This window comes from Bacillus sp. MBGLi79, assembly GCF_002953915.1.
Genome location: NZ_CP026521.1, coordinates 4,256,425 through 4,275,135, shown reverse-complemented (window position 1 = coordinate 4,275,135; position 18,711 = coordinate 4,256,425). Strand labels below are relative to the sequence as shown.

Genomic DNA, 18,711 nt, shown 5'->3' with positions numbered 1-18,711 from the left:
TTGCGGGGGAGGAGGCGGAGCATGTCTGTCGTCGTTACTCAATTATTTAACGGGATCAGTCTCGGTTCTATTTTAATTCTCATTGCGATTGGATTGGCCGTTACATTCGGTTTGATGAACATGATTAATATGGCGCACGGTGAGCTGATTATGGCAGGAGCCTACACGACATATGTCGTTCAGCAGCTGTTTTTAAGCTATTTGCCGGCTTCTCTGTTTTCTTACTATTTTTTAATCGCGATCATCATGGCGTTTGCGGTTGCGGCGTTTATTGGGATTGTCATTGAAAAAGTGATTGTCAGGCGATTATATGACCGTCCGCTCGACAGCCTTTTGGCGACGTGGGGGGTGAGCTTGATACTGCAGCAGGCAGCAAGATCAATTTTTGGCGCGCCGAATGTGGCCGTCAAATCACCTGAGTGGCTGACGGGAGGGGTGACGCTGTTTTCGGTTACCTTTCCGTATAAAAGGCTGTTTATTTTGGCGCTCGTTCTTTTTACGCTGGCACTGCTCGGTTTCTATTTATTTAAAACCTCTGCGGGGCGGCGGATGCAGGCAGTTACGCTGAACCGGAGCATGGCATCGTGTCTCGGCGTATCTGTGAGAAAAACAGATACATTGGCTTTCGCGCTCGGAAGCGGACTGGCCGGTATCGCGGGGAGCTCACTCACATTGCTTGGTTCGATCGGGCCTACTCTCGGTTCCTCATACCTCGTCGATGCCTTCATGATCGTCATATTAGGCGGAATTGGCAAATTAAAAGGCACTATTATCGGCGCGGTGACGATCGGTTTGCTGAGCACATTCGTTGAGTATTCCACAAGCGCTACGATTGCAAAGGTAGTCGTGTTTGCATTTATTATTCTCTTTCTGCAATGGCGGCCTTCAGGTCTTGCGAGTGTCAGAACGAGATTACTTGATTAGGAGGGAACCGGATGAAGCGGTTTTCACAATTCAGTCCGTATCTGGTGATGTTTGCCCTTTTTATCGCCGCTCCGTTCTTTCTGCAGGAGTTTCGATTAGGGCTGTTGGCGAAGTTTTTATGCTTCGCGATTGTGGCGGTCGGCATTTGCCTGATTTGGGGATATACAGGCATTTTGAGTTTGGGACATGGCGTCTTTTTCGGGTTGGGCGCTTACTGCATGGCCATGTACTTAAAAATAGAAGCCTCACCGTCAGGCATTCCTGATTTTATGGAGTGGACCGGCGTCAGTGAACTGCCGTGGATATGGGCAATGTTCAGGCATCCTTTTGCTGCGATTGCTGCAGCCGTTATTGTTCCTGTTTTTTTGGCCTTTTCACTCGGTTACTTTACCTTCCGCAACAACATAAAGGGTGTTTATTTTTCGTTGATCTCTCAGGCTGTTGTGGTTGTTGTTGTCACACTGTTCATCGGCAGCCAGGACATCACCGGCGGCACGAATGGCCTCACGAATTTCTTTACCGTTTTTCAATATGCTCTGGCCGATCCTGCAATAAAGCAGATTTTGTATTTTACGACAGTCTTTTTCCTCGGTGTTTCTGTCATGTTTGCTTTGTTTCTGACGAGAAGCCGTTTTGGGCGGCTATTGCAGGCGGTGCGCGACGGAGAAAGCAGAGTCCGTTTTTTCGGATATCACTCCACCGTTTTTAAAGTGTTTATTTACTGTGTATCTGCTGCGATGGCGGGGATTGCCGGGATGCTGTTTGTGCTTCAGGATGGGATGATCTCGCCGGAAATGATGGGCATCATCCCTTCGGTGGAAATGGTGCTGTGGGTCGCAATCGGCGGCAGGCACTCCATTTTCGGGGCGGTGCTTGGCGCGCTGTTAACGAACTGCATGAAAAGCTATTTAAGCGAATATTACCCTGACATTTGGCTGTACTTCCTCGGCGCGCTGTTTATCATTGTGGTGCTCTATATGCCAAAAGGGATTATCGGGCTGTTCGAGAAGATTAGAACCCAGCTTTCTTCCTCGAAAAAGAAAGGAGCGGCTACTTATGAAACCGATACTTACCTGCCGTGACGTGAAGGTTGAGTTTGACGGATTTTGGGCCTTGCAGGGCGTTGATATCAGCGTGCAGGAACGTGATATCCATTTTTTAATTGGGCCGAACGGCGCCGGAAAAACGACTTTGCTGGACATCATTTGCGGAAAAACGAAGCCGCATTCAGGCGAAGTGCTATTTCAAGAAACGAATGAACTGACAAAAGCGCGGGAATATCAGATCGCCAAACTGGGGGTCGCCAGAAAGTTTCAGGCTCCGAGTGTTTTTATGCAGCTGACTGTGTTTGAGAACCTCGAACTTGCCATGAAACAGAAAAAAACGATCCTTTCACTGCTGACAGCTCGTATGACAAAAGAGCAAAGTGACAGGATCATAGACATCCTGCGGCTGATTGGGTTAGATGACAAATGGGATCTAACAGCTGGCAGCCTGTCACACGGACAGAAGCAATGGCTTGAGATCGGCATGCAGCTCGCCATGGAGCCGAAGCTTTTGCTGCTGGATGAACCGATTGCCGGCATGACAGGAAAGGAGCGGGAAAAAACCGGAGCCCTGCTTGAAGAAATTGCAAAAACGTGCACTGTTCTGATTGTCGAGCACGATATGGATTTTGTGCGCTCGTTTTCCAGAAAAGTCACGGTCATGCATGAAGGCAAAGTGCTTTGTGAAGGGTCGATGGATGACATCACAAGCAATGAAGAGGTGGCAGAGGTGTATTTAGGAAGGAGCGGTGTGTCATGATTGCCGTCAGGAATGTAACGTCCGGTTACGATCAATCGATGGTTTTGCACAGCCTCAGCATGGAGGTTCGCGAGGGGCAGATTGTCGCTGTATTAGGCCGAAACGGAGTCGGCAAATCCACCTTGCTGAAAACAATCATAGGCCTGCTTCCGGCAAAAAAGGGGGATATTTGTTTTAATCAAACGTTTGTTCAAAACGAAAAGGCGGAAACACGGGCAAGAACGGGAATTGCGTACGTTCCGCAGGGAAGAGACATCTTTTCCTCCTTAACTGTTCGTGACAACCTGCTGCTTGGGGAAGAGCCGCTTCCGAAGAAGGAGCGAACGGGGCAGGTCAAGGAAGACATTTTTCAATGGTTTCCTGTTTTAAAGGAGATGCTTGACCGCAAAGGCGGCGATTTAAGCGGAGGCCAGCAGCAGCAGCTTGCAATTGCCAGAGCGCTGATGGGAAATCCAAAAATTATTTTACTTGATGAACCAATGGAAGGAATTCAGCCATCAATTATCGAACTAATCAGACAAGTTATCGTAGAAATTTCCAGAAAAAAAGACATTTCCGTTGTTTTAGTCGAGCACAGTCTGGAAAACGCGTTAACATGTGCTGACTACCTTTATGTGATCGACAGGGGAACGGTTGTCGACCATGGAAAGGCCGATGAAGAAACGGCACGCCGCTTTGAAAGGCATCTTACCGTATGACCCGGTACTTGAAGAAAGGGAGGTGATGTCCCGCCTGCATGCTCCAAAAATTCGTAGTAACCGCATCCGCTTTATATGACAAAAGAAGGAGGATTACAGATGAAACTGACACCGGTTGAACAAGAAAAATTGCTCATTTTTGCAGCGGGGGAATTAGCCAAACAGCGAAAGGCGCGGGGCGTTCTGCTGAACTATCCTGAGGCTGCCGCTTATATCACCTGCATTATTATGGAAGGCGCGCGTGATGGGAAGGGAGTAGCAGAGCTGATGGAAGCCGGCCGCCATGTGTTAATGGAAAAAGATGTGATGGAGGGTGTGCCTGAGATGCTGGACAGCATTCAGGTGGAGGCCACATTCCCGGATGGAGTAAAGCTTGTTACGGTACATCAGCCAATTTCTGCGGAGGTGAAGTCATGAAGCCGGGGGCATTTCAAATTGCTGAGGGAACGATAACGATTAATGAAGGCCGTGAGACACGGGAGATTACGGTAAAAAACACCGGATCACGCTCCATTCAAGTCGGCTCGCATTTTCATTTTGCGGAAGCAAACGGGTCTTTATTATTTGACCGTGAGCTGGCGATCGGCATGCGCCTTGATGTTCCATCGGGCACGTCGGTCCGTTTTGAGCCTGGAGAGCAGAAAACGGTCACACTTGTGGAAATCGGAGGACGCAAGACAATTAGAGGCCTGAACGGAATGGCCGACACGTTTATCGATGAACGCGGCAAAGAAAAAACATTGGCCAACTTAAAACAAGCCGGCTGGATGGAGGGTGTAATCCGATGAAAATGTCACGGAAGGAATATGCGGAGCTGTTTGGCCCGACAACGGGCGATAAAATCAGATTGGGCGACACGGATTTATGGATCGAAGTCGAAAAGGATTTCACAGTATACGGTGAAGAAATGATCTTTGGCGGCGGAAAAACGATCCGCGACGGCATGGGCCAAAACGGCAGAATTACAGGGAAGGACGGCGCTTTGGATTTGGTTATCACCAACGTCGTGCTATTGGATTACAAAGGCATTGTCAAAGCGGATGTCGGTGTGAAGGATGGCCGGATTGTCGGCGTCGGAAAAAGCGGAAATCCTGATATCATGGATGGTGTCGATCCGCATATGGTCATCGGAGCGGGTACAGAGGTGATTTCCGGTGAAGGCAAAATTTTAACAGCCGGGGGAGTGGACACACACATTCATTTTATTTGTCCACAGCAGATGGAAGTTGCGCTTTCTTCAGGTGTGACGACCCTTTTGGGAGGCGGAACAGGACCCGCAACAGGCAGCAAAGCGACCACTTGTACATCCGGCGCATGGTATATGGCGAGAATGCTGGAAGCGGCCGAAGCATTTCCAATCAATGTCGGCTTCTTAGGGAAAGGGAATGCATCCGATAAAGCGCCGCTGATCGAGCAGGTGGAAGCCGGCGCCATCGGCCTTAAGCTTCATGAAGACTGGGGCACGACGCCAAGCGCCATTAAAACGTGTATGGAAGTTGTGGATGAGGCTGATATTCAAGTTGCCATCCATACAGATACGATTAATGAAGCGGGATTTTTGGAAAACACGCTCGACGCGATTGGGGACCGGGTCATTCATACCTATCACATTGAAGGTGCAGGCGGCGGACATGCCCCGGATATTATGAAGCTCGCCTCTTACGCGAACATTCTGCCGTCATCTACAACGCCAACCATTCCTTATACCGTTAATACGATGGATGAGCATCTTGATATGATGATGGTCTGTCACCATTTAGATGCGAAAGTGCCTGAAGATGTGGCGTTCAGCCATTCCAGAATCAGAGCTGCGACGATTGCCGCGGAGGATATTCTCCATGATATCGGTGCGATCAGCATGACATCATCGGATTCCCAAGCGATGGGACGGGTCGGTGAAGTGATCATTCGAACGTGGCAGGTAGCCGATAAAATGAAAAAGCAGCGAGGCGCTCTTGCTGGCGAAAATGGAAACGACAATGTGCGCGCAAAACGGTACATTGCCAAATACACGATAAATCCGGCAATTACGCACGGGCTCAGCCATGAAGTCGGCTCGGTGGAAAAAGGGAAGCTTGCCGATCTCGTTCTGTGGGACCCGGTATTTTTTGGTGTAAAACCGGAGCTGGTCTTAAAGGGCGGCATGATTGCACGTGCGCAAATGGGAGATCCGAACGCTTCCATCCCGACTCCTGAACCGGTTTTCATGCGCCAAATGTATGCGTCTTACGGAAAAGCCAACAACTCAACTTCGATTACATTCATGTCTCAGGCAAGCATAGAGCGGGGTGTGGCGGAAAGCTTAGGGTTGCAAAAAAGAATTTCTCCTGTCAAAAATATCAGAAAGCTGAGCAAGCTGGATATGAAATTGAACTCAGCTTTGCCGAAGATCGAGGTTGATCCAAAAACCTATCAGGTCTTCGCTGATGGGGAGGAATTGTCTTGCCAGCCTGTCGATTATGTTCCGCTTGGACAAAGATATTTTTTATTCTGATAAGACGCGGCCGGAGTGCATCCGGCCGTTATATTGACTAAAAACGGTGCACAAAACACGTGTATTTAGTGTATATTAGATGTTGACAAACGAACTAAATGTAACTATTATAGTTACAACGGTGGTGAAAAAACATGATTAACAGCCGTCTTGCTGTTGCCATTCATATTTTATCCCTCATCTCGATGGATGAAAAAACATCTTCAGAAATCATTGCTGACAGTGTCAACACGAATCCGGTAGTGGTCCGAAGAATGATCAGCCTGCTGAAAAAAGCTGATATTCTCACCTCACGCGCAGGTGTGCCTGGTGCAAGCCTCAGAAAAGATCCGGCGGATATTTCTCTTTTAGAAGTGTACCGGGCTGTCCAAAAGCAAGAAGAACTCTTTGCGGTTCATGAAAACCCAAACCCGAAATGTCCGGTAGGGAAAAAAATTCAGAACGCCCTGGATGAAACGTTTGAAAGTGTCCAAAGAGCGATGGAAAATGAACTGGCAAGCAAGTCATTAAAAGATGTTATGAATCATCTCTTTTAGACAAAAGGGATGACTTCTCACCGCTAACATGTAACTAAAATTGTTACAAATAAGGAGGAAATGAAAAATGAAAATTGGAATTATCGGGGCAAGCGGAAAAGCAGGAAATGAGATTTTGAAAGAAGCGAAAACAAGAGGCCATGAAGTGACTGCCATCGTCCGAAATGCTTCAAAAGTGCAGGAACAGGACGTAGCGGTTTTGGAGAAAGATGTGTTTGAACTGACTGCAGAAGACATCAAGCCTTTTGACGCGGTCGTAAATGCTTTTGGGGCAGCGCCCGGCCAGGAACATCTTCATGTAGAAGCAGGCAGAGCACTCATCAGCATATTAAAAGACGCGAAGCACACAAGATTGCTTGTTGTTGGCGGAGCGGGAAGCCTGTTTGTTGATGAAGCCAAAACAACCCGTTTAATGGATACGCCGGAATTTCCGAAAGAATATTTGCCAACTGCATCAAATCAAGGCGAGAACCTGAAAGACTTGCAGCAGACAGACTCTATTTCCTGGACATTCCTCAGTCCTGCGGCATTTTTTGATCCGGCAGGAAAACGGACTGGCTCTTACCAAAAAGGGAAAGACAATGTCATCGTAAATGGCAAAGGCGACAGCTATATCAGCTATGCAGATTATGCCATTGCCGTATTGGATGAGCTTGAACAACCTGCACACAAAAATGAGCGCTTCACAGTGGTAAGCGAAGCGGAATAATAAAAAAACCCGGAGCCAGCTCCGGGTTTTTCTCATTAATAAGTGCTGTACGTATCGCTGAATATGCCGTCAGCAATCCCAAGCATGAAAAAGATAAAGAAGGCGATAATCGCAAGAATGGATACAGCAATGCTTACGATCAAATAAATCCCTTGCATCTTTACGAATTTCGCGTAATTCTCCAGCATTAAGTCTTCAGACTGTCCGCTATTGTGTTCAGCCATTTGGCCTGCTTCTCTAGCTGACCTCATCAAAAAGATACCGGAAATAATTTGAAGCACGCCCGGCACGGCACCGATTAGAAAAAAGAACGCGCCTGAAAGCGCGGTAATTGCGCCCATAATAATAAATAAAATGCCTGTAGCTTTTCCCCATTTTGAAATGCTGATGAGGGTTTTGTTCATTGTTTCAGGATTCATGTATAGTAGCTCCCCTTTACAAAAAAATACTCACTTTTCTTTTATACACTATTTGTGAGAAGTTTTGTATATAGAAAACAACATTTTTGGGATTGACCCTAACGCTGCGTGATTGTTTACGATAAAAAAGAGGGGTGTTATGTATGAAATATCAAGTCAAACAAGTGGCGGAAATATCGGGCGTCAGCATTCGGACGCTTCATCACTATGACCATATTGAGCTTCTGATTCCTTCAGCGCTTACTGATGCTGGGTATAGATTGTACAGTGACGCAGATCTGGAACGGCTGCAGCAGATTTTATTTTTCAAGGAAATCGGGTTTCGTCTGGATGAAATTAAAGAGATGCTGGATCATCCGAATTTTGACCGGAAAGCGGCGCTTCAGTCGCAAAAGGAAATATTGATGAAGAAAAAACAAAGAATGGAAGAAATGATTCAAACAATAGACAGGACGCTTTTGTCCGTTGATGGAGGGGGAACGATGAATAAACAGGATTTATTTGCCGGATTAAGCATGAAAGACATTGAAGAGCACCAGCAGACATACGCTGATGAAGTCAGAAAGCTGTATGGAAAGGAAATTGCAGAAGAAACAGAGAAAAGGACGTCTTCTTACTCGGCAGATGATTGGCGCTCGATCATGTCTGAATTCGATTCGATTTACAGACGAATTGCGGCACGAATGAAACATGGGCCCGATGATGCAGAGGTTCAGGCCACAGTGGGGGCATTTCGCGATCATATTTGCCAATATCATTACGATTGCACACTCGACATTTTCAGGGGACTTGGAGAAGTGTATATCACTGACGCGCGATTTACTGATTCGATCAATCAATATGGAGAAGGTCTTGCCGCTTTTTTGCGTGAGGCGATCATTATTTACTGTAACCATCAAGAAAAAACCCGGCCGTAAAGGCCGGGTTTTTTGGCGCATCTTATAAGATCGGCGACAACAGCCGTGAGACAGATTCTTTTATTCGAATCCACAACGGGCGCTGCAGGTACTCCTCATAGGTGAATTTTCTGGATACTAGCAAATCTTCTTTAAAAGTTGAAACCAGTTTTTTAGCAATGGTGATATCGTAAATAAATGCATTCACCTCAAAATTCAGCCTGAAGCTTCGGACATCAATGTTCGCTGTGCCGACTGAAGCGATTTCGTCATCCACCACGATTGTTTTCGCATGAATAAAGCCGTTATCATAAATATAGACAGTCGCTCCGGCTTTCAGCAGATCGCCGATGTATGAAAGCGTGGCCCAGTATACGAAGGCATGATCAGGCTTGTTCGGGATCATAATATTGACGTCAACACCCGATAGGCACGCGATCCTCAAAGCATCCAGAAGGCTTGCATCCGGGATAAAATAAGGCGTTTGAATCAAAATGGAACGCTTGGCGTTCGAAATCATTTTGATGTAGCCATTTTTAATTTGTTCCCATTCCGAATCAGGGCCGCTTGTGACAATCTGCATCCCGACGTTGCCTTTTGGGCCGTAATCAGGAAAGTGATTCGGAATATATGTCAGCGTATGGTGATGTGAAGCTTGGTTCCAGTCAAGGATGAACCGTGTTTGGATGGCGTGCACGGCCGTCCCTTGCAGCCTGATATGCGTATCCCGCCAATAACCGAATTTCGGATTAAGCCCCAGATACTCATCTCCGACATTAAAACCTCCGACATACCCGGTCATGCCGTCTATGATCACAAGCTTTCGGTGGTTCCGGTAATTCAGCCGCAGGTTAATCGGCCTGAGCTTTGAAGGAAAAAAGACCTCCACATGCCCGCCAGCCTCGCGAAGCTCTTTAAAAAACTTTTTTCTCAGCGTTCTGGACCCGAGTTCATCATAAAGCACTCTGACCTGAACACCTTCTTTCGCTTTTTGGATGAGAGCGTCCCGCAATTTTTTGCCTAATTCATCACCTTTATAAATATAATACTGTAAGTGGATATGATCCTTAGCCTTTGAAATGTCATTCAGCAGCCGCTGAAATTTATCCCGTCCGTCTGTAATGACGTCAACTGAATTATCCTCTGTAAACACAGCATGGTTATTCATGATCAGCATATAAATTAAATCTTTATTATCAAAGGTTGCACGGTTGTTGAACTGGAATTGCTTGGTTTCTAAATCTTCAAGCTGATGCTTCAACAGCCTTTCGATTCCAATCTTTTTTCGGTCTTCCCATTGAAACAAATGCTTGCGTCTAAGATTATGGCCGAATAATAGGTATAAAATAAAGCCTAAAACGGGAATAAAGAAAAGAACAAGCAGCCACGCCCAAGATGCGCTGGCATCGCGCCGTTCTTTGAAGATGACAATGATCGCCAAAAGAATATTTAAAATGAAAAAAAGTGATAAAAGGATGGAAGAAATACTCACTTTGTAACCCCGCTCATTCATATTTATCAAGAAGATTGCCATTAGTATTCCATGAATAACAGTGATCTGATTCCCATTACAAATTATAACACTCACATTTTAAAAGAATAAAGAGCGGCGATCCAGATTCTTCGTGAAAATACGGGCAGATTTCTTTAAAACCGGCTTGCACCTGCGTTAAAATAAACACATATGATAACGTTCGTGAAGCCTTGCAGCAACAAATAAAGGGGGAGGATAACATGAACTTTTACAGAGTCGAACAAATGCCGGGGTTCATCAAAACAGAAATGCAAAAAATTCAAAAGGCCGTACAGCCTTTCATGAAAAAAACCGTCGTTTACCGTTTTCTTGCTATTCCGCTTGCTGCATTCTCTCTCTTTAATTTAGCTGCTTTTCTATTTCACGCTTCAGCTGACAGGGAGTCCCTGATCAGTGCTGGCATATTCGCTCTTTTGGCGGCGCTCGGGCTGGCGTTTTTTAAAGAGGCAGGCTATCAGCACAAACAAATCCAAAAAACGGTTCACATCTATATGCTGAACAGGATCAAAAAGAGCGACATCCTTTCAGAAGAACGGAAAAACTCCTACGCACGACAGATAAAGGAAGAACCGTTTGCGATGCGGAGTTTTGTTGAATTTTTAACTGAGGAAGACAGACGCAAGAAAATGTATGAATAAAAGCTGCACCCGGATTGTTGGATTTTCCAGACAATCCGGGTGTTTTTTTGTATGCAGATACCAGACCTCATGGACAGTTTTTTTTTGTTATTTATGTCTGGGGTGATTTTCCTCTACTAGTGATGTCTGATTGTATGCTTGCTTCAAGACTTGGTGTTTACGCCAGCCTGCTTTGATTGACAATTTTACGGAAATCGACAAATAAAAAAGGCATGGTTCCGTTTGATCTGGAACTCATGCCCTGTCCTGTTTCATCATTATTCAAACACCGGATCGTCCTCATAATAGTAAGAATCCGGATCATCATACGAAGGGGTATTTTCAAAAGCAGCAATGCCGATTATCACCAGCACGAAAATGGCTACAATAATTCCGATCAGGCAGGTGACGATACTGGATGCTGCGTAAAACAGCTGCATTTTAATAAATGTCGCGTAATTTTCAAGCATGCTTTCGCCAGCGCTGCCGGCTAAATTTCCTTCGGCTTCAGCGGCTGCTTTTGCCGAGCGCATTAAAAATACGCCTGAAATAATGAGCAGTACGCCCGGAATGGCGCCAATTACTGTCATTAAAGCAGACAGTGTAACAAGCGATCCCATAATAATGAACAAGATGCCGGAAATTTTGCCCCACTTGGCAATGGCGGATAGCGACTTGACAGCAGAGGCGCTCAGCTGGCGGCTCTCATTTTCCGCAGGCGCAGTCTCCTGCTCAACGGGGCTGTTTTCTTCATTATGATTTTCCATTTCGTTTTCATCTTTATCCAAACTAATCATGACAGCTCTCTCCCTAAAATTTTTAAATCGTATCTTTTCCCGTCCATTTCGGCGATGCCGGGGAATAGTCCCCATTCAGCAAACCCGTGCTTTTCAAACAGCTTCAGGCTTGGTTTATTATGTCCGAAAATGAAGGCCATAAGTGAGCGGATGCCAAGATCCGGCGCAATGCGGAGCGCTTCCTGAAGCAAAAATGATCCAACACCTTTGCCGCGGCATGCTTCGTCAATGTATATGCTGACCTCCGCTGTTTTATTATAGGCCGGCCTTCCATAAAATGTTTCAAAACTGATCCAGGCAGCGACGTTTCCGTTTTCGTCCTCGGCAACATAGAGCGGACGTGACTCTGTATGTCCCAAAAACCATTCCATCCGATCTTCAGGAGTTACCGGTTCGGTATCGGCTGTTACCATTCGAGAAGCGATCGTTGAATTATAAATCGCAACAACAGCCTCCAGATCTTTATGTTCAGCAAGACGCAATGTCATGTTCATGCGTATTAGGCACTCCTCTCAAAAAAATGACATATTTTCGTTTTAGTCTGCGCAAACTACATCTAAAAAAAGTTTTTTTGGATAGGTGTATATATTTTCAGAAAAGTGTTCAGAATGTTGCTGAGGTGATGAAACAATGAGAGAGGAAGAAAAGAAAACTTCTCAAGTCAAAAAACTTCAGCAGTTTTTTCGTAAACGCTGGGTGTTCCCTGCAATTTACTTAGTCAGTGCGGCCGTCATTTTAACAGCTGTCCTTTGGTATCAATCAGTATCAAATGATGAAGTGAAGGATCAGTTAGCTGATAACGGCGGAAACTCTGCATATGACAACAACGACGATGCAGTTGAAGTAGGAAAGTCAATGGAAAATGTCGCAATGCCGGTTGTTGATTCTGAAAACGTTTCTGTTGTGAAAAAGTTCTATGAAACCGATGCCGCAAAAGAAGAGAAAGAAGCAGCACTCGTTACCTATAATAACACGTACAGCCTAAGCAAAGGAATTGACTTAGCTGAGAAAGACGGAAAAGATTTCGATGTTTCTGCTTCTCTGAGCGGTACGGTTGTCAAAGCTGAAAAAGATCCAGTGCTGGGATATGTTGTAGAAGTTGAACATGCCGACGGTTTGTCGACTGTGTATCAATCCCTTTCTGAAGTAAGTGTTGAGCAAGGTGACAAAGTAAAACAAAACCAAGTGATCGGAAAATCTGGCAAGAACCTTTACAGTGAAGACAGCGGAAACCACGTGCACTTTGAAATCCGTAAGGATGGAGTCGCAATGAATCCGTTAAACTTTATGGACAAGCCGGTTTCTTCTATTGAAAAAGCAGCAGCTGCTGAAGAAAAAGCTGCCACACAAGAAACAGAAGAATCCATTCAGCAATCTTCCGAAAAAAAGGATGGATCAACTGAAAAAGGAACAGAAGAAAAGTCCGGTGAGAAAAAGGACGATTCAACTGACAAATCTGGTTCTAAAGAAAGCAGCACAACAGAAGACACTGAACAGTCTTAATCTAGAAAACGTCTATCCGTGTGATGGGCGTTTTTTTTGTTACTTTCTGCTTTATTTAATCGTCTATGTAGTTACACATAGGCACGTAGACTATAAAGGAGGTTATGTCATGAACCGCCTATTGCTTGCAGGCTGGATCTTTTTTATCCTGCTTTCTGTTTGTACGGAAAGCTTCAGCGGTATGGTCGTATCGCAAACGGTGGCTTTTCATTTTCAGCCGCACCCTGACCTGTCTCAATTTTTCGTTATGGATTTTACTGAGCTTACTGTACCTGAAGCGTGTATTCAAAAAATCGGGCACGCGTTTTCCTTCTTTGTGCTGACTTATTTGCTGTGGAAACAGCGGGGCAGCATAAGATCAGCAGCAGCCGGCTCATTCGCGTTTGCTTTTTTCACAGAAGTTCTTCAGCTCTTCTTCAGCAGGAATGGATGCATTCGGGATGTGCTCATCGATGCTGTGGGAATTGGATTGTTTTATGGTTTATATGTGTTGGCGAAGCGGAGAAAACAAGAGATGTATGAAAAATATTAAAGCCGGCTGTCTTGGTTAAAGACGCCGGCTTTTGTCTTTTTAGAAATTTTGATCGGTTGGTTTTTTCGTCAGTTTATTGATCATGGCTTCATAGATCCTCACGACCAAATCGACGAATGGGCGAAGCAGTTCTGAAAATCTAAAGAATAGGAACCCGATAATGATGGCGACAACGAGGCTGCCTAATACATCTACCGGATAGTGATGTCCCACCCAAATTCTCGAAAAGCCTGTCAAAAGCCCGAAAATGACAAGCGGCCAGCCGATTTTACGGTTTCTGAAAAGCATCGCGATAGAAATCGCTAATGCACCTGTCGTGTGGTCACTTGGAAATGAAGCATCCGCAGCATGCGGTATCAATGTATGCACAGTATGCGCAACGAACGGGCGCGGTTCGAAATAAACAAGTGTAATCAAATAGTTGATCACAAGACCTGCAATTCCTGTGATGCCTGCGTAAAGTACGTTTTTTCTGCTTTGTGTGTTCCCGAACAGCCAGATCGCCAATAGGATAAGGGCATAGGCGACAATGGCATATTCCGTGATGAAGACCATAATAGAATCGAGAACGGAATTGTGATGAGATAGACCATGGATGGCTTTAAAAATTTCGTAGTTCAAATAATCACCTTTTACATTTTTAATAATAGACTCATTATACTCATAAAAAGTTTCAAATCAAAAAAGAGTTTGTCAGAAAGAATGACGCTTGAAGAGAATTCGAAGAGGGCGCGGTGTTTATGGGGGGCAAAAAAAGAGACCCGGAATTTCGGATCTCTTCTAAACCATTAAAGTGCTTCAGGTCCTTCTTCGCCTGTGCGGATGTTGATCGTATTGCTGATTTCATAGACAAATATTTTACCGTCACCCGGCGATCCTGTTTTCAGCACCCTTTTAGCGATCTCAGTCACTTGATCAACAGGCACCTTGCTGACCACGATTTCAATTTTTAGACGCTCATATACATTGCTTTCTATTTTTACCCCTCGATAGAGCTCCGTATGTGCTTTTTGAAGGCCGCAGCCGTGAACATTGGAGAAGGTGAGAGAGGTGACACCGATTTTTCCGAGTTCCTGCTTCAGCTTTTCAAAATTTGCCGGACGCGTTACAATTTCTACCTTGAACATTTGACCGCTCATAACGTCACTCCTCACATAGAATCTTGATATGCTTTTTCCCCGTGCATCGTTAAGTCAAGCCCAAGTGATTCTTCTTCTTCGGTTGCACGAAGGGGAAGGAAGAGGCTTACAAATTTAATAATAACGAAAGTGACAATAAATACAAAAACATAAGTGGCGGCTATGGCGAGAATTTGTTTCCAGATTAAGCTTGCGTCACCGTAGAATAACCCATTTGCTCCCGCTGAGTTAACAGAGGTTGTGGCGAATAATCCTGTCGCGATTCCGCCCCATGTCCCGCCGATCCCGTGCAGGCCAAAGGCGTCAAGCGCGTCATCGTATCCGAATTTCTTTTTCAGCGAGAATACACCCCAGAAACATACGGCCCCGCCGATGATGCCAATAATAATGGAAGAAAACGGTGTGACAAATCCGGCTGCCGGCGTAATGGCGACAAGCCCGGCAATCGCGCCAGATACCGCTCCGAGCATTGTCGGTTTTTTATTAATGATCCACTCGACTAAGATCCAGCCGGCAATTCCGGCTGCTGCCGCAGTATTTGTGTTGATGAAGGCATACATGGCCACGCCATCTAAGGTCAAAGCGCTGCCGACGTTAAAGCCGAACCAGCCGAACCAAATCAAGGCTCCTCCTAAGAAGGTGTAAATAAGGTTATGCGGAGAAGACGCTGTGCCGTCTTTCCGTTTGCCTAGCACAATAGCAAGAACAAGTCCTGCCACACCGGAAGAAATATGAACAACATTGCCGCCAGCGAAATCGAGCGCCCCAAGCTGGCCGATCCAGCCGCCGCCCCATACCCAATGCGCTACGGGTGTGTAAACCAAGGAGGACCATAAAACCGAGAATAAAAGAAAAGCGCCGAATCGCATCCGCTCTGCGAAAGCCCCGGAAATAATCGCTGTAGTCAGGACAGCGAACGTCATTTGGAACATCATGAATAACGAGTGGGGAATGGTATCGCTGTAATCTCCCGGATCAAATCCGACCCCTTTGAGGCCTGCCCACTCCAGTCCGCCGATGATGGAATTGCCTGGTGCGAAGGCAAGTGTATATCCGAACAGCACCCAAACGATGGAAACGATGGCAATGGAAGAGAAACTGTGCATGGCAGTGCTCAGCACATTTTTGCTTTTTACCATCCCTCCATAAAATAACGCTAATCCCGGGGTCATCAGCCACACGAGTAAAGCGCAAAAGAACATAAAAACTGTATCGCCCATTTGCATGTCTCATTCCTCCGTATCTTTCAGAATAAAAAGCAATTATTATATTTCTTCATTATAGAGAAAAAAGAATGATAAAACATTTTCATGTAAGATTTCCTAACATGGTTTTTCAGGGAATGTTATCGAAGGATGGAAAGAAAGGAGAACAGCATTTTTTTATGATATAAGACTTTATATCTATAAAAGAAGATGTTCATATGAACGGAAAAGGGAATTGACATTAATTAGAATACTATATATTGTATTAATTGTACTACATCAAATAATACACTTAGGGGGATGGGTGATGAATAAAGGCGGCAGGTTGAGGAGAGCGGTGCGCAAGTCGATTCCCGCGACGTTCCGATTGTTTTTAGCCTTTAATTTTTTCGTGTATGGTTTGGCGAAAGTGGTGATTGGCCAGTTTGGCGAGGTGACGCCTGAAATCGAGGCGGCTGCCGGGAAGGGGTTTACCATCGCGTGGGCATTTTTCGGTTATTCTCATGTCTATGAACTGTTTATAGGTTTTGGTGAAATTTTAGCAGCTGTTTTATTACTGATTCCGCGAACGGCTGCATTAGGGGCAGTTATTTTTATGCCCATTATAGTGAACATCGTCTTGATTAACTATTGTTTTGATATTGGCGTGCAGGATCTTAGCACGATATTAATGGTTATGTGTCTCATCCTGCTTTGGATGGATCGCCGCAAATTCATAGGCATTTTCAAGCAGGAACCGATAGACGGCAGGCAGGTGATGAAGTGATGACGCCCCTTATGATTACAGTGCTTGCCGGTTTGTTCGTATGCACAACCTGTTACTATTACATAAAAGAAAAATCATGAGAAAACGCTCCTTCTGAGAATTTCACAAGCATCAAAAAAGAACTTAGGCAGTGTGAAGAGTAAAATATGCAATGTGAGAAACACTAACAGCATCAGGAGGAGACGTATGATGAATACACTCAACATTGATTTTCAAAAAACAGCATTGGTGATCATTGATTTACAAAAGGGGATTGTGCCGATTGATCAAAGCGGCCAGGTTGTCCCGAACGCGAAAAAGCTTGTAGAAGAATTTCGGAAACAGAACGGGTTCATCAGCTTTGTAAATGTAGCCTTTCACGATGGAGTGGACGCCCTGAAGCCGCAAACGGATGAGCCTGCGCAGGCAGGTTCAGGGGAGATGCCGGCGGACTGGGCCGAATTTGTTCCGGAAATCGGTGTGCAGGATGGAGATTACACGGTGACAAAACGGCAGTGGGGTGCGTTTTTTGGCACAGATTTAGACTTGCAGCTGAGACGCCGAGGCATTGATACGATTGTATTGTGCGGCATTGCAACGAACATTGGGGTGGAAAGTACAGCGCGCGAGGCCTTTCAGCTTGGCTATCAGCAGATTTTTATTACAGATGCCATGTCCACGTTTAGCGATGAAGAGCATGAAGCTACACTGCGCTTTATTTTCCCGAGAATCGGTAAATCGCGGACAACGGAAGAATTTCTGGAACAAGTGAAATGATGTTATCGAAAAAAAGCCGGGTTGTATTTTTAACAGCGGTGGCTTCGGGAACAATGCTGAATCCGCTGAACTCGTCTATGATTTCTCTCGCGCTCCATAGCATCCAGCATGAGTTTCACCTCTCGTTTACAACGGTTTCTTGGCTGATTTCCTCGTTTTACCTGGCAAGTGCCGTAGCGCAGCCTGTAACGGGAAAGCTCGGTGATTTAATTGGGCGGAAACGCTTGTTTTTATTCGGGCTTATTCTTGTAGCGGTTTCAGCCATCGGAGCACCGTTTGCGCCAACATTTATGACATTATTAGTCATGCGGCTGTTTCAATCGGTGGGGAGCAGTGCGATTTATCCGTCAGGTGTCGGATTGATTCGGAATCATATTCATGAGCGCCAAGCTTCAGCCTTGGCTGTACTTTCTATCTTTGCGTCCGCCATGACGGCGCTGGGGCCGACAGTCGGCGGGTTTTTAATTGTGTGGGGCGGCTGGCCGGCGATCTTTATCGTTAATTTGCCGTTTATTATCCTCAGCTTCTTTTTGGGCCTGTATATGTTCCCGAAAGACCAGAAAAAAGGGACAGGAATCAAAACGATTATTCGGCAGCTCGACATTCTTGGAATTGTTTTATTTGCCGGGGGAATCATTTTCCTTCTATCCTTCCTTCTGTCGTTCAGCACAACGCCGCATGCGGTTGAAGGTGTGCTTGGCGTGCTTCTGCTCTGTGCGTTTGTCTGGCGCGAGCTGAAAACGGATAAGCCCTTCATTGATGTCCGTCTGTTTAAAACACAGCGAAACCTGTCAGCCGTATATGTTCAATTTATTTTGCTGAATGTTTTCTTCTATTGTTTATTTTTTGGTCTGCCAAGTTATTTTCAGGATGAAATGCATCTTTCTGTTCAAACGAGCGGCCTGTTTATGCTGTTTATGTCTGGAATGAGCATCATTGTGTCACCTGTTACGGGCAAATGGATCGACCGATCAGGTGTCGTCAAGCCAATCTTTGTTGGAGCGCTTTTGATGACGGTTGGAGCTGTGCTCTTAACCATCTTTTTTATCAATGTCGAGATCATCGGGAAAGGCCTCATTCTATCGCTCTTGGGTATAGGCTACGGATTGGGAAATGTCGCGCTTCAGGCAGCAATGCTGAAAACGAGTCCTTCCAATATGGTAGGAACGACTTCCGGACTGTTTCAAACCTGCCGTTACCTAGGATCGATTTTGTCTTCGGTAATTCTTGGCATTCTTTTTGGTAAAGAAATCACGGCAGCCCATTTTGATATGATGGGAATCATTATGATCATCACGGGCGGAGCAAGCCTGTTAATGGCTGTGAGATTTGCTGCATTAATGAAAACTGCATCTTAATAAAGAGACGGGCTCTGAGGGG

23 protein-coding genes are annotated in these 18,711 nt (G+C 45.5%); 16 read left to right on the top strand and 7 right to left on the bottom strand.

The window, feature by feature from the left end; translation table 11 throughout:
* Positions 1-21 precede the first annotated feature (21 nt).
* The 9 genes from urtB (at position 22) to C1T29_RS21785 (ending at position 7,167) form a co-directional block, all read left to right on the top strand.
* Positions 22-924 (top strand): urea ABC transporter permease subunit UrtB, encoded by a 903-nt coding sequence (gene urtB, locus C1T29_RS21825; RefSeq protein WP_095432228.1) that lies wholly within the window; start codon positions 22-24, stop codon positions 922-924.
* A gap of 11 nt (positions 925-935) precedes the next feature.
* Positions 936-2,006 carry an urea ABC transporter permease subunit UrtC gene (urtC, locus tag C1T29_RS21820; protein WP_095432227.1) on the top strand — a complete coding sequence of 357 codons (1,071 nt, stop codon included), beginning with the start codon at positions 936-938 and terminating at the stop codon, positions 2,004-2,006.
* Positions 1,981-2,730, top strand: coding sequence for an urea ABC transporter ATP-binding protein UrtD (gene urtD, locus C1T29_RS21815; protein WP_095432226.1), 750 nt, complete (start codon positions 1,981-1,983; stop codon positions 2,728-2,730). Before urtC ends, urtD begins: the two co-directional genes overlap by 26 nt.
* Positions 2,727-3,428: an urea ABC transporter ATP-binding subunit UrtE gene (urtE, locus tag C1T29_RS21810; protein WP_095432225.1), complete on the top strand. Its 702-nt coding sequence runs from the start codon at positions 2,727-2,729 to the stop codon at positions 3,426-3,428. The genes urtD and urtE overlap by 4 nt, the downstream gene beginning before the upstream one ends.
* A gap of 99 nt (positions 3,429-3,527) precedes the next feature.
* On the top strand, positions 3,528-3,845 hold the full coding sequence (gene ureA / locus C1T29_RS21805) for an urease subunit gamma (protein ID WP_095432224.1): 318 nt from the start codon (positions 3,528-3,530) through the stop codon (positions 3,843-3,845).
* Positions 3,842-4,216, top strand: a complete 375-nt coding sequence (ureB, locus tag C1T29_RS21800) for an urease subunit beta (protein WP_040081563.1) — start codon at positions 3,842-3,844, stop codon at positions 4,214-4,216. Before ureA ends, ureB begins: the two co-directional genes overlap by 4 nt.
* Positions 4,213-5,922: an urease subunit alpha gene (gene ureC / locus C1T29_RS21795; protein ID WP_095432223.1), complete on the top strand. Its 1,710-nt coding sequence runs from the start codon at positions 4,213-4,215 to the stop codon at positions 5,920-5,922. Before ureB ends, ureC begins: the two co-directional genes overlap by 4 nt.
* 134 nt (positions 5,923-6,056) lie before the next feature.
* The gene (locus tag C1T29_RS21790; RefSeq protein ID WP_014665691.1) at positions 6,057-6,458 is read left to right on the top strand and encodes an Rrf2 family transcriptional regulator; all 402 of its coding nucleotides are present in this window, start codon (positions 6,057-6,059) and stop codon (positions 6,456-6,458) included.
* Between the two features lie 67 nt (positions 6,459-6,525).
* Complete coding sequence (locus tag C1T29_RS21785; protein WP_103749270.1) at positions 6,526-7,167, top strand: NAD(P)-dependent oxidoreductase; 642 nt, start codon at positions 6,526-6,528, stop codon at positions 7,165-7,167.
* Between the two features lie 35 nt (positions 7,168-7,202).
* Here the strand turns inward: C1T29_RS21785 and C1T29_RS21780 are convergent, their stop codons facing one another.
* Positions 7,203-7,586 carry a DUF5362 family protein gene (locus C1T29_RS21780; RefSeq protein ID WP_040081566.1) on the bottom strand — a complete coding sequence of 128 codons (384 nt, stop codon included), beginning with the start codon at positions 7,584-7,586 and terminating at the stop codon, positions 7,203-7,205.
* A gap of 143 nt (positions 7,587-7,729) precedes the next feature.
* Between C1T29_RS21780 and mta the strand changes: the two genes are divergently transcribed.
* Positions 7,730-8,503: a transcriptional activator Mta gene (gene mta / locus C1T29_RS21775; protein ID WP_103749271.1), complete on the top strand. Its 774-nt coding sequence runs from the start codon at positions 7,730-7,732 to the stop codon at positions 8,501-8,503.
* Positions 8,504-8,525: 22 nt separating this feature from the next.
* On the opposite strand, the gene cls is transcribed toward mta, so the two are convergent.
* Complete coding sequence (cls, locus tag C1T29_RS21770; RefSeq protein WP_095432220.1) at positions 8,526-9,974, bottom strand: cardiolipin synthase; 1,449 nt, start codon at positions 9,972-9,974, stop codon at positions 8,526-8,528.
* Positions 9,975-10,216: 242 nt separating this feature from the next.
* On the opposite strand from cls, the gene C1T29_RS21765 reads away from it, so the two are divergent.
* Complete coding sequence (locus C1T29_RS21765) at positions 10,217-10,654, top strand: DUF5392 family protein (RefSeq protein ID WP_103749272.1); 438 nt, start codon at positions 10,217-10,219, stop codon at positions 10,652-10,654.
* Positions 10,655-10,911: 257 nt separating this feature from the next.
* Here the strand turns inward: C1T29_RS21765 and C1T29_RS21760 are convergent, their stop codons facing one another.
* Together C1T29_RS21760 and C1T29_RS21755 are read right to left on the bottom strand one after the other, a co-directional pair.
* A complete protein-coding gene (locus tag C1T29_RS21760; RefSeq protein ID WP_014665683.1) occupies positions 10,912-11,430 on the bottom strand; it encodes a DUF5362 family protein in 519 nt (172 codons plus the stop codon).
* Positions 11,427-11,918 (bottom strand): GNAT family N-acetyltransferase, encoded by a 492-nt coding sequence (locus C1T29_RS21755; RefSeq protein WP_080488051.1) that lies wholly within the window; start codon positions 11,916-11,918, stop codon positions 11,427-11,429. The genes C1T29_RS21760 and C1T29_RS21755 overlap by 4 nt, the downstream gene beginning before the upstream one ends.
* A 142-nt stretch (positions 11,919-12,060) precedes the next feature.
* Between C1T29_RS21755 and spoIIQ the strand changes: the two genes are divergently transcribed.
* Complete coding sequence (spoIIQ, locus tag C1T29_RS21750; protein WP_014481160.1) at positions 12,061-12,933, top strand: stage II sporulation protein SpoIIQ; 873 nt, start codon at positions 12,061-12,063, stop codon at positions 12,931-12,933.
* A 109-nt stretch (positions 12,934-13,042) separates the two neighbouring features.
* Complete coding sequence (locus tag C1T29_RS21745) at positions 13,043-13,465, top strand: VanZ family protein (protein WP_069150471.1); 423 nt, start codon at positions 13,043-13,045, stop codon at positions 13,463-13,465.
* A 39-nt stretch (positions 13,466-13,504) separates the two neighbouring features.
* On the opposite strand, the gene bcrC is transcribed toward C1T29_RS21745, so the two are convergent.
* The 3 genes from bcrC to amtB all read right to left on the bottom strand — a co-directional run bounded on the left by bcrC (position 13,505) and on the right by amtB (position 15,830).
* The gene (gene bcrC / locus C1T29_RS21740; RefSeq protein ID WP_014665679.1) at positions 13,505-14,086 is read right to left on the bottom strand and encodes an undecaprenyl-diphosphate phosphatase BcrC; all 582 of its coding nucleotides are present in this window, start codon (positions 14,084-14,086) and stop codon (positions 13,505-13,507) included.
* A 167-nt stretch (positions 14,087-14,253) separates the two neighbouring features.
* A complete protein-coding gene (locus tag C1T29_RS21735) occupies positions 14,254-14,604 on the bottom strand; it encodes a P-II family nitrogen regulator (protein WP_014665678.1) in 351 nt (116 codons plus the stop codon).
* Between the two features lie 11 nt (positions 14,605-14,615).
* Entirely contained in the window at positions 14,616-15,830 is a 1,215-nt protein-coding gene (gene amtB, locus C1T29_RS21730) for an ammonium transporter AmtB (protein WP_014665677.1), read from the bottom strand.
* A 283-nt stretch (positions 15,831-16,113) separates the two neighbouring features.
* Here amtB and C1T29_RS21725 point away from each other — a divergent pair, with 283 nt between their 5' ends.
* From C1T29_RS21725 to C1T29_RS21715, 3 genes are all read left to right on the top strand, one after another.
* Positions 16,114-16,575, top strand: coding sequence for a hypothetical protein (locus tag C1T29_RS21725; protein ID WP_095432219.1), 462 nt, complete (start codon positions 16,114-16,116; stop codon positions 16,573-16,575).
* 186 nt (positions 16,576-16,761) lie between these two features.
* A complete protein-coding gene (locus tag C1T29_RS21720; RefSeq protein ID WP_095432218.1) occupies positions 16,762-17,331 on the top strand; it encodes a hydrolase in 570 nt (189 codons plus the stop codon).
* Positions 17,331-18,689: an MFS transporter gene (locus C1T29_RS21715; protein ID WP_103749374.1), complete on the top strand. Its 1,359-nt coding sequence runs from the start codon at positions 17,331-17,333 to the stop codon at positions 18,687-18,689. Before C1T29_RS21720 ends, C1T29_RS21715 begins: the two co-directional genes overlap by 1 nt.
* Positions 18,690-18,711: the final 22 nt, after the last annotated feature.

Bases quoted from the DNA above. Each gene is read 5' to 3' on its own strand.
- urtE (WP_095432225.1), top strand. From the start codon at position 2,727: ATGATTGCCGTCAGGAATGTAACGTCCGGTTACGATCAATCGATGGTT.
- C1T29_RS21785 (WP_103749270.1), top strand. From the start codon at position 6,526: ATGAAAATTGGAATTATCGGGGCAAGCGGAAAAGCAGGAAATGAGATT.
- C1T29_RS21790 (WP_014665691.1), top strand. From the start codon at position 6,057: ATGATTAACAGCCGTCTTGCTGTTGCCATTCATATTTTATCCCTCATC.
- C1T29_RS21780 (WP_040081566.1), bottom strand. From the start codon at position 7,586: ATGAATCCTGAAACAATGAACAAAACCCTCATCAGCATTTCAAAATGG.
- C1T29_RS21745 (WP_069150471.1), top strand. From the start codon at position 13,043: ATGAACCGCCTATTGCTTGCAGGCTGGATCTTTTTTATCCTGCTTTCT.
- ureB (WP_040081563.1), top strand. From the start codon at position 3,842: ATGAAGCCGGGGGCATTTCAAATTGCTGAGGGAACGATAACGATTAAT.
- mta (WP_103749271.1), top strand. From the start codon at position 7,730: ATGAAATATCAAGTCAAACAAGTGGCGGAAATATCGGGCGTCAGCATT.
- urtB (WP_095432228.1), top strand. From the start codon at position 22: ATGTCTGTCGTCGTTACTCAATTATTTAACGGGATCAGTCTCGGTTCT.
- C1T29_RS21755 (WP_080488051.1), bottom strand. From the start codon at position 11,918: ATGACATTGCGTCTTGCTGAACATAAAGATCTGGAGGCTGTTGTTGCG.
- C1T29_RS21765 (WP_103749272.1), top strand. From the start codon at position 10,217: ATGAACTTTTACAGAGTCGAACAAATGCCGGGGTTCATCAAAACAGAA.
- urtC (WP_095432227.1), top strand. From the start codon at position 936: ATGAAGCGGTTTTCACAATTCAGTCCGTATCTGGTGATGTTTGCCCTT.
- spoIIQ (WP_014481160.1), top strand. From the start codon at position 12,061: ATGAGAGAGGAAGAAAAGAAAACTTCTCAAGTCAAAAAACTTCAGCAG.
- ureC (WP_095432223.1), top strand. From the start codon at position 4,213: ATGAAAATGTCACGGAAGGAATATGCGGAGCTGTTTGGCCCGACAACG.
- C1T29_RS21760 (WP_014665683.1), bottom strand. From the start codon at position 11,430: ATGATTAGTTTGGATAAAGATGAAAACGAAATGGAAAATCATAATGAA.
- C1T29_RS21735 (WP_014665678.1), bottom strand. From the start codon at position 14,604: ATGAGCGGTCAAATGTTCAAGGTAGAAATTGTAACGCGTCCGGCAAAT.
- C1T29_RS21720 (WP_095432218.1), top strand. From the start codon at position 16,762: ATGATGAATACACTCAACATTGATTTTCAAAAAACAGCATTGGTGATC.
- amtB (WP_014665677.1), bottom strand. From the start codon at position 15,830: ATGCAAATGGGCGATACAGTTTTTATGTTCTTTTGCGCTTTACTCGTG.
- ureA (WP_095432224.1), top strand. From the start codon at position 3,528: ATGAAACTGACACCGGTTGAACAAGAAAAATTGCTCATTTTTGCAGCG.
- C1T29_RS21715 (WP_103749374.1), top strand. From the start codon at position 17,331: ATGTTATCGAAAAAAAGCCGGGTTGTATTTTTAACAGCGGTGGCTTCG.
- urtD (WP_095432226.1), top strand. From the start codon at position 1,981: ATGAAACCGATACTTACCTGCCGTGACGTGAAGGTTGAGTTTGACGGA.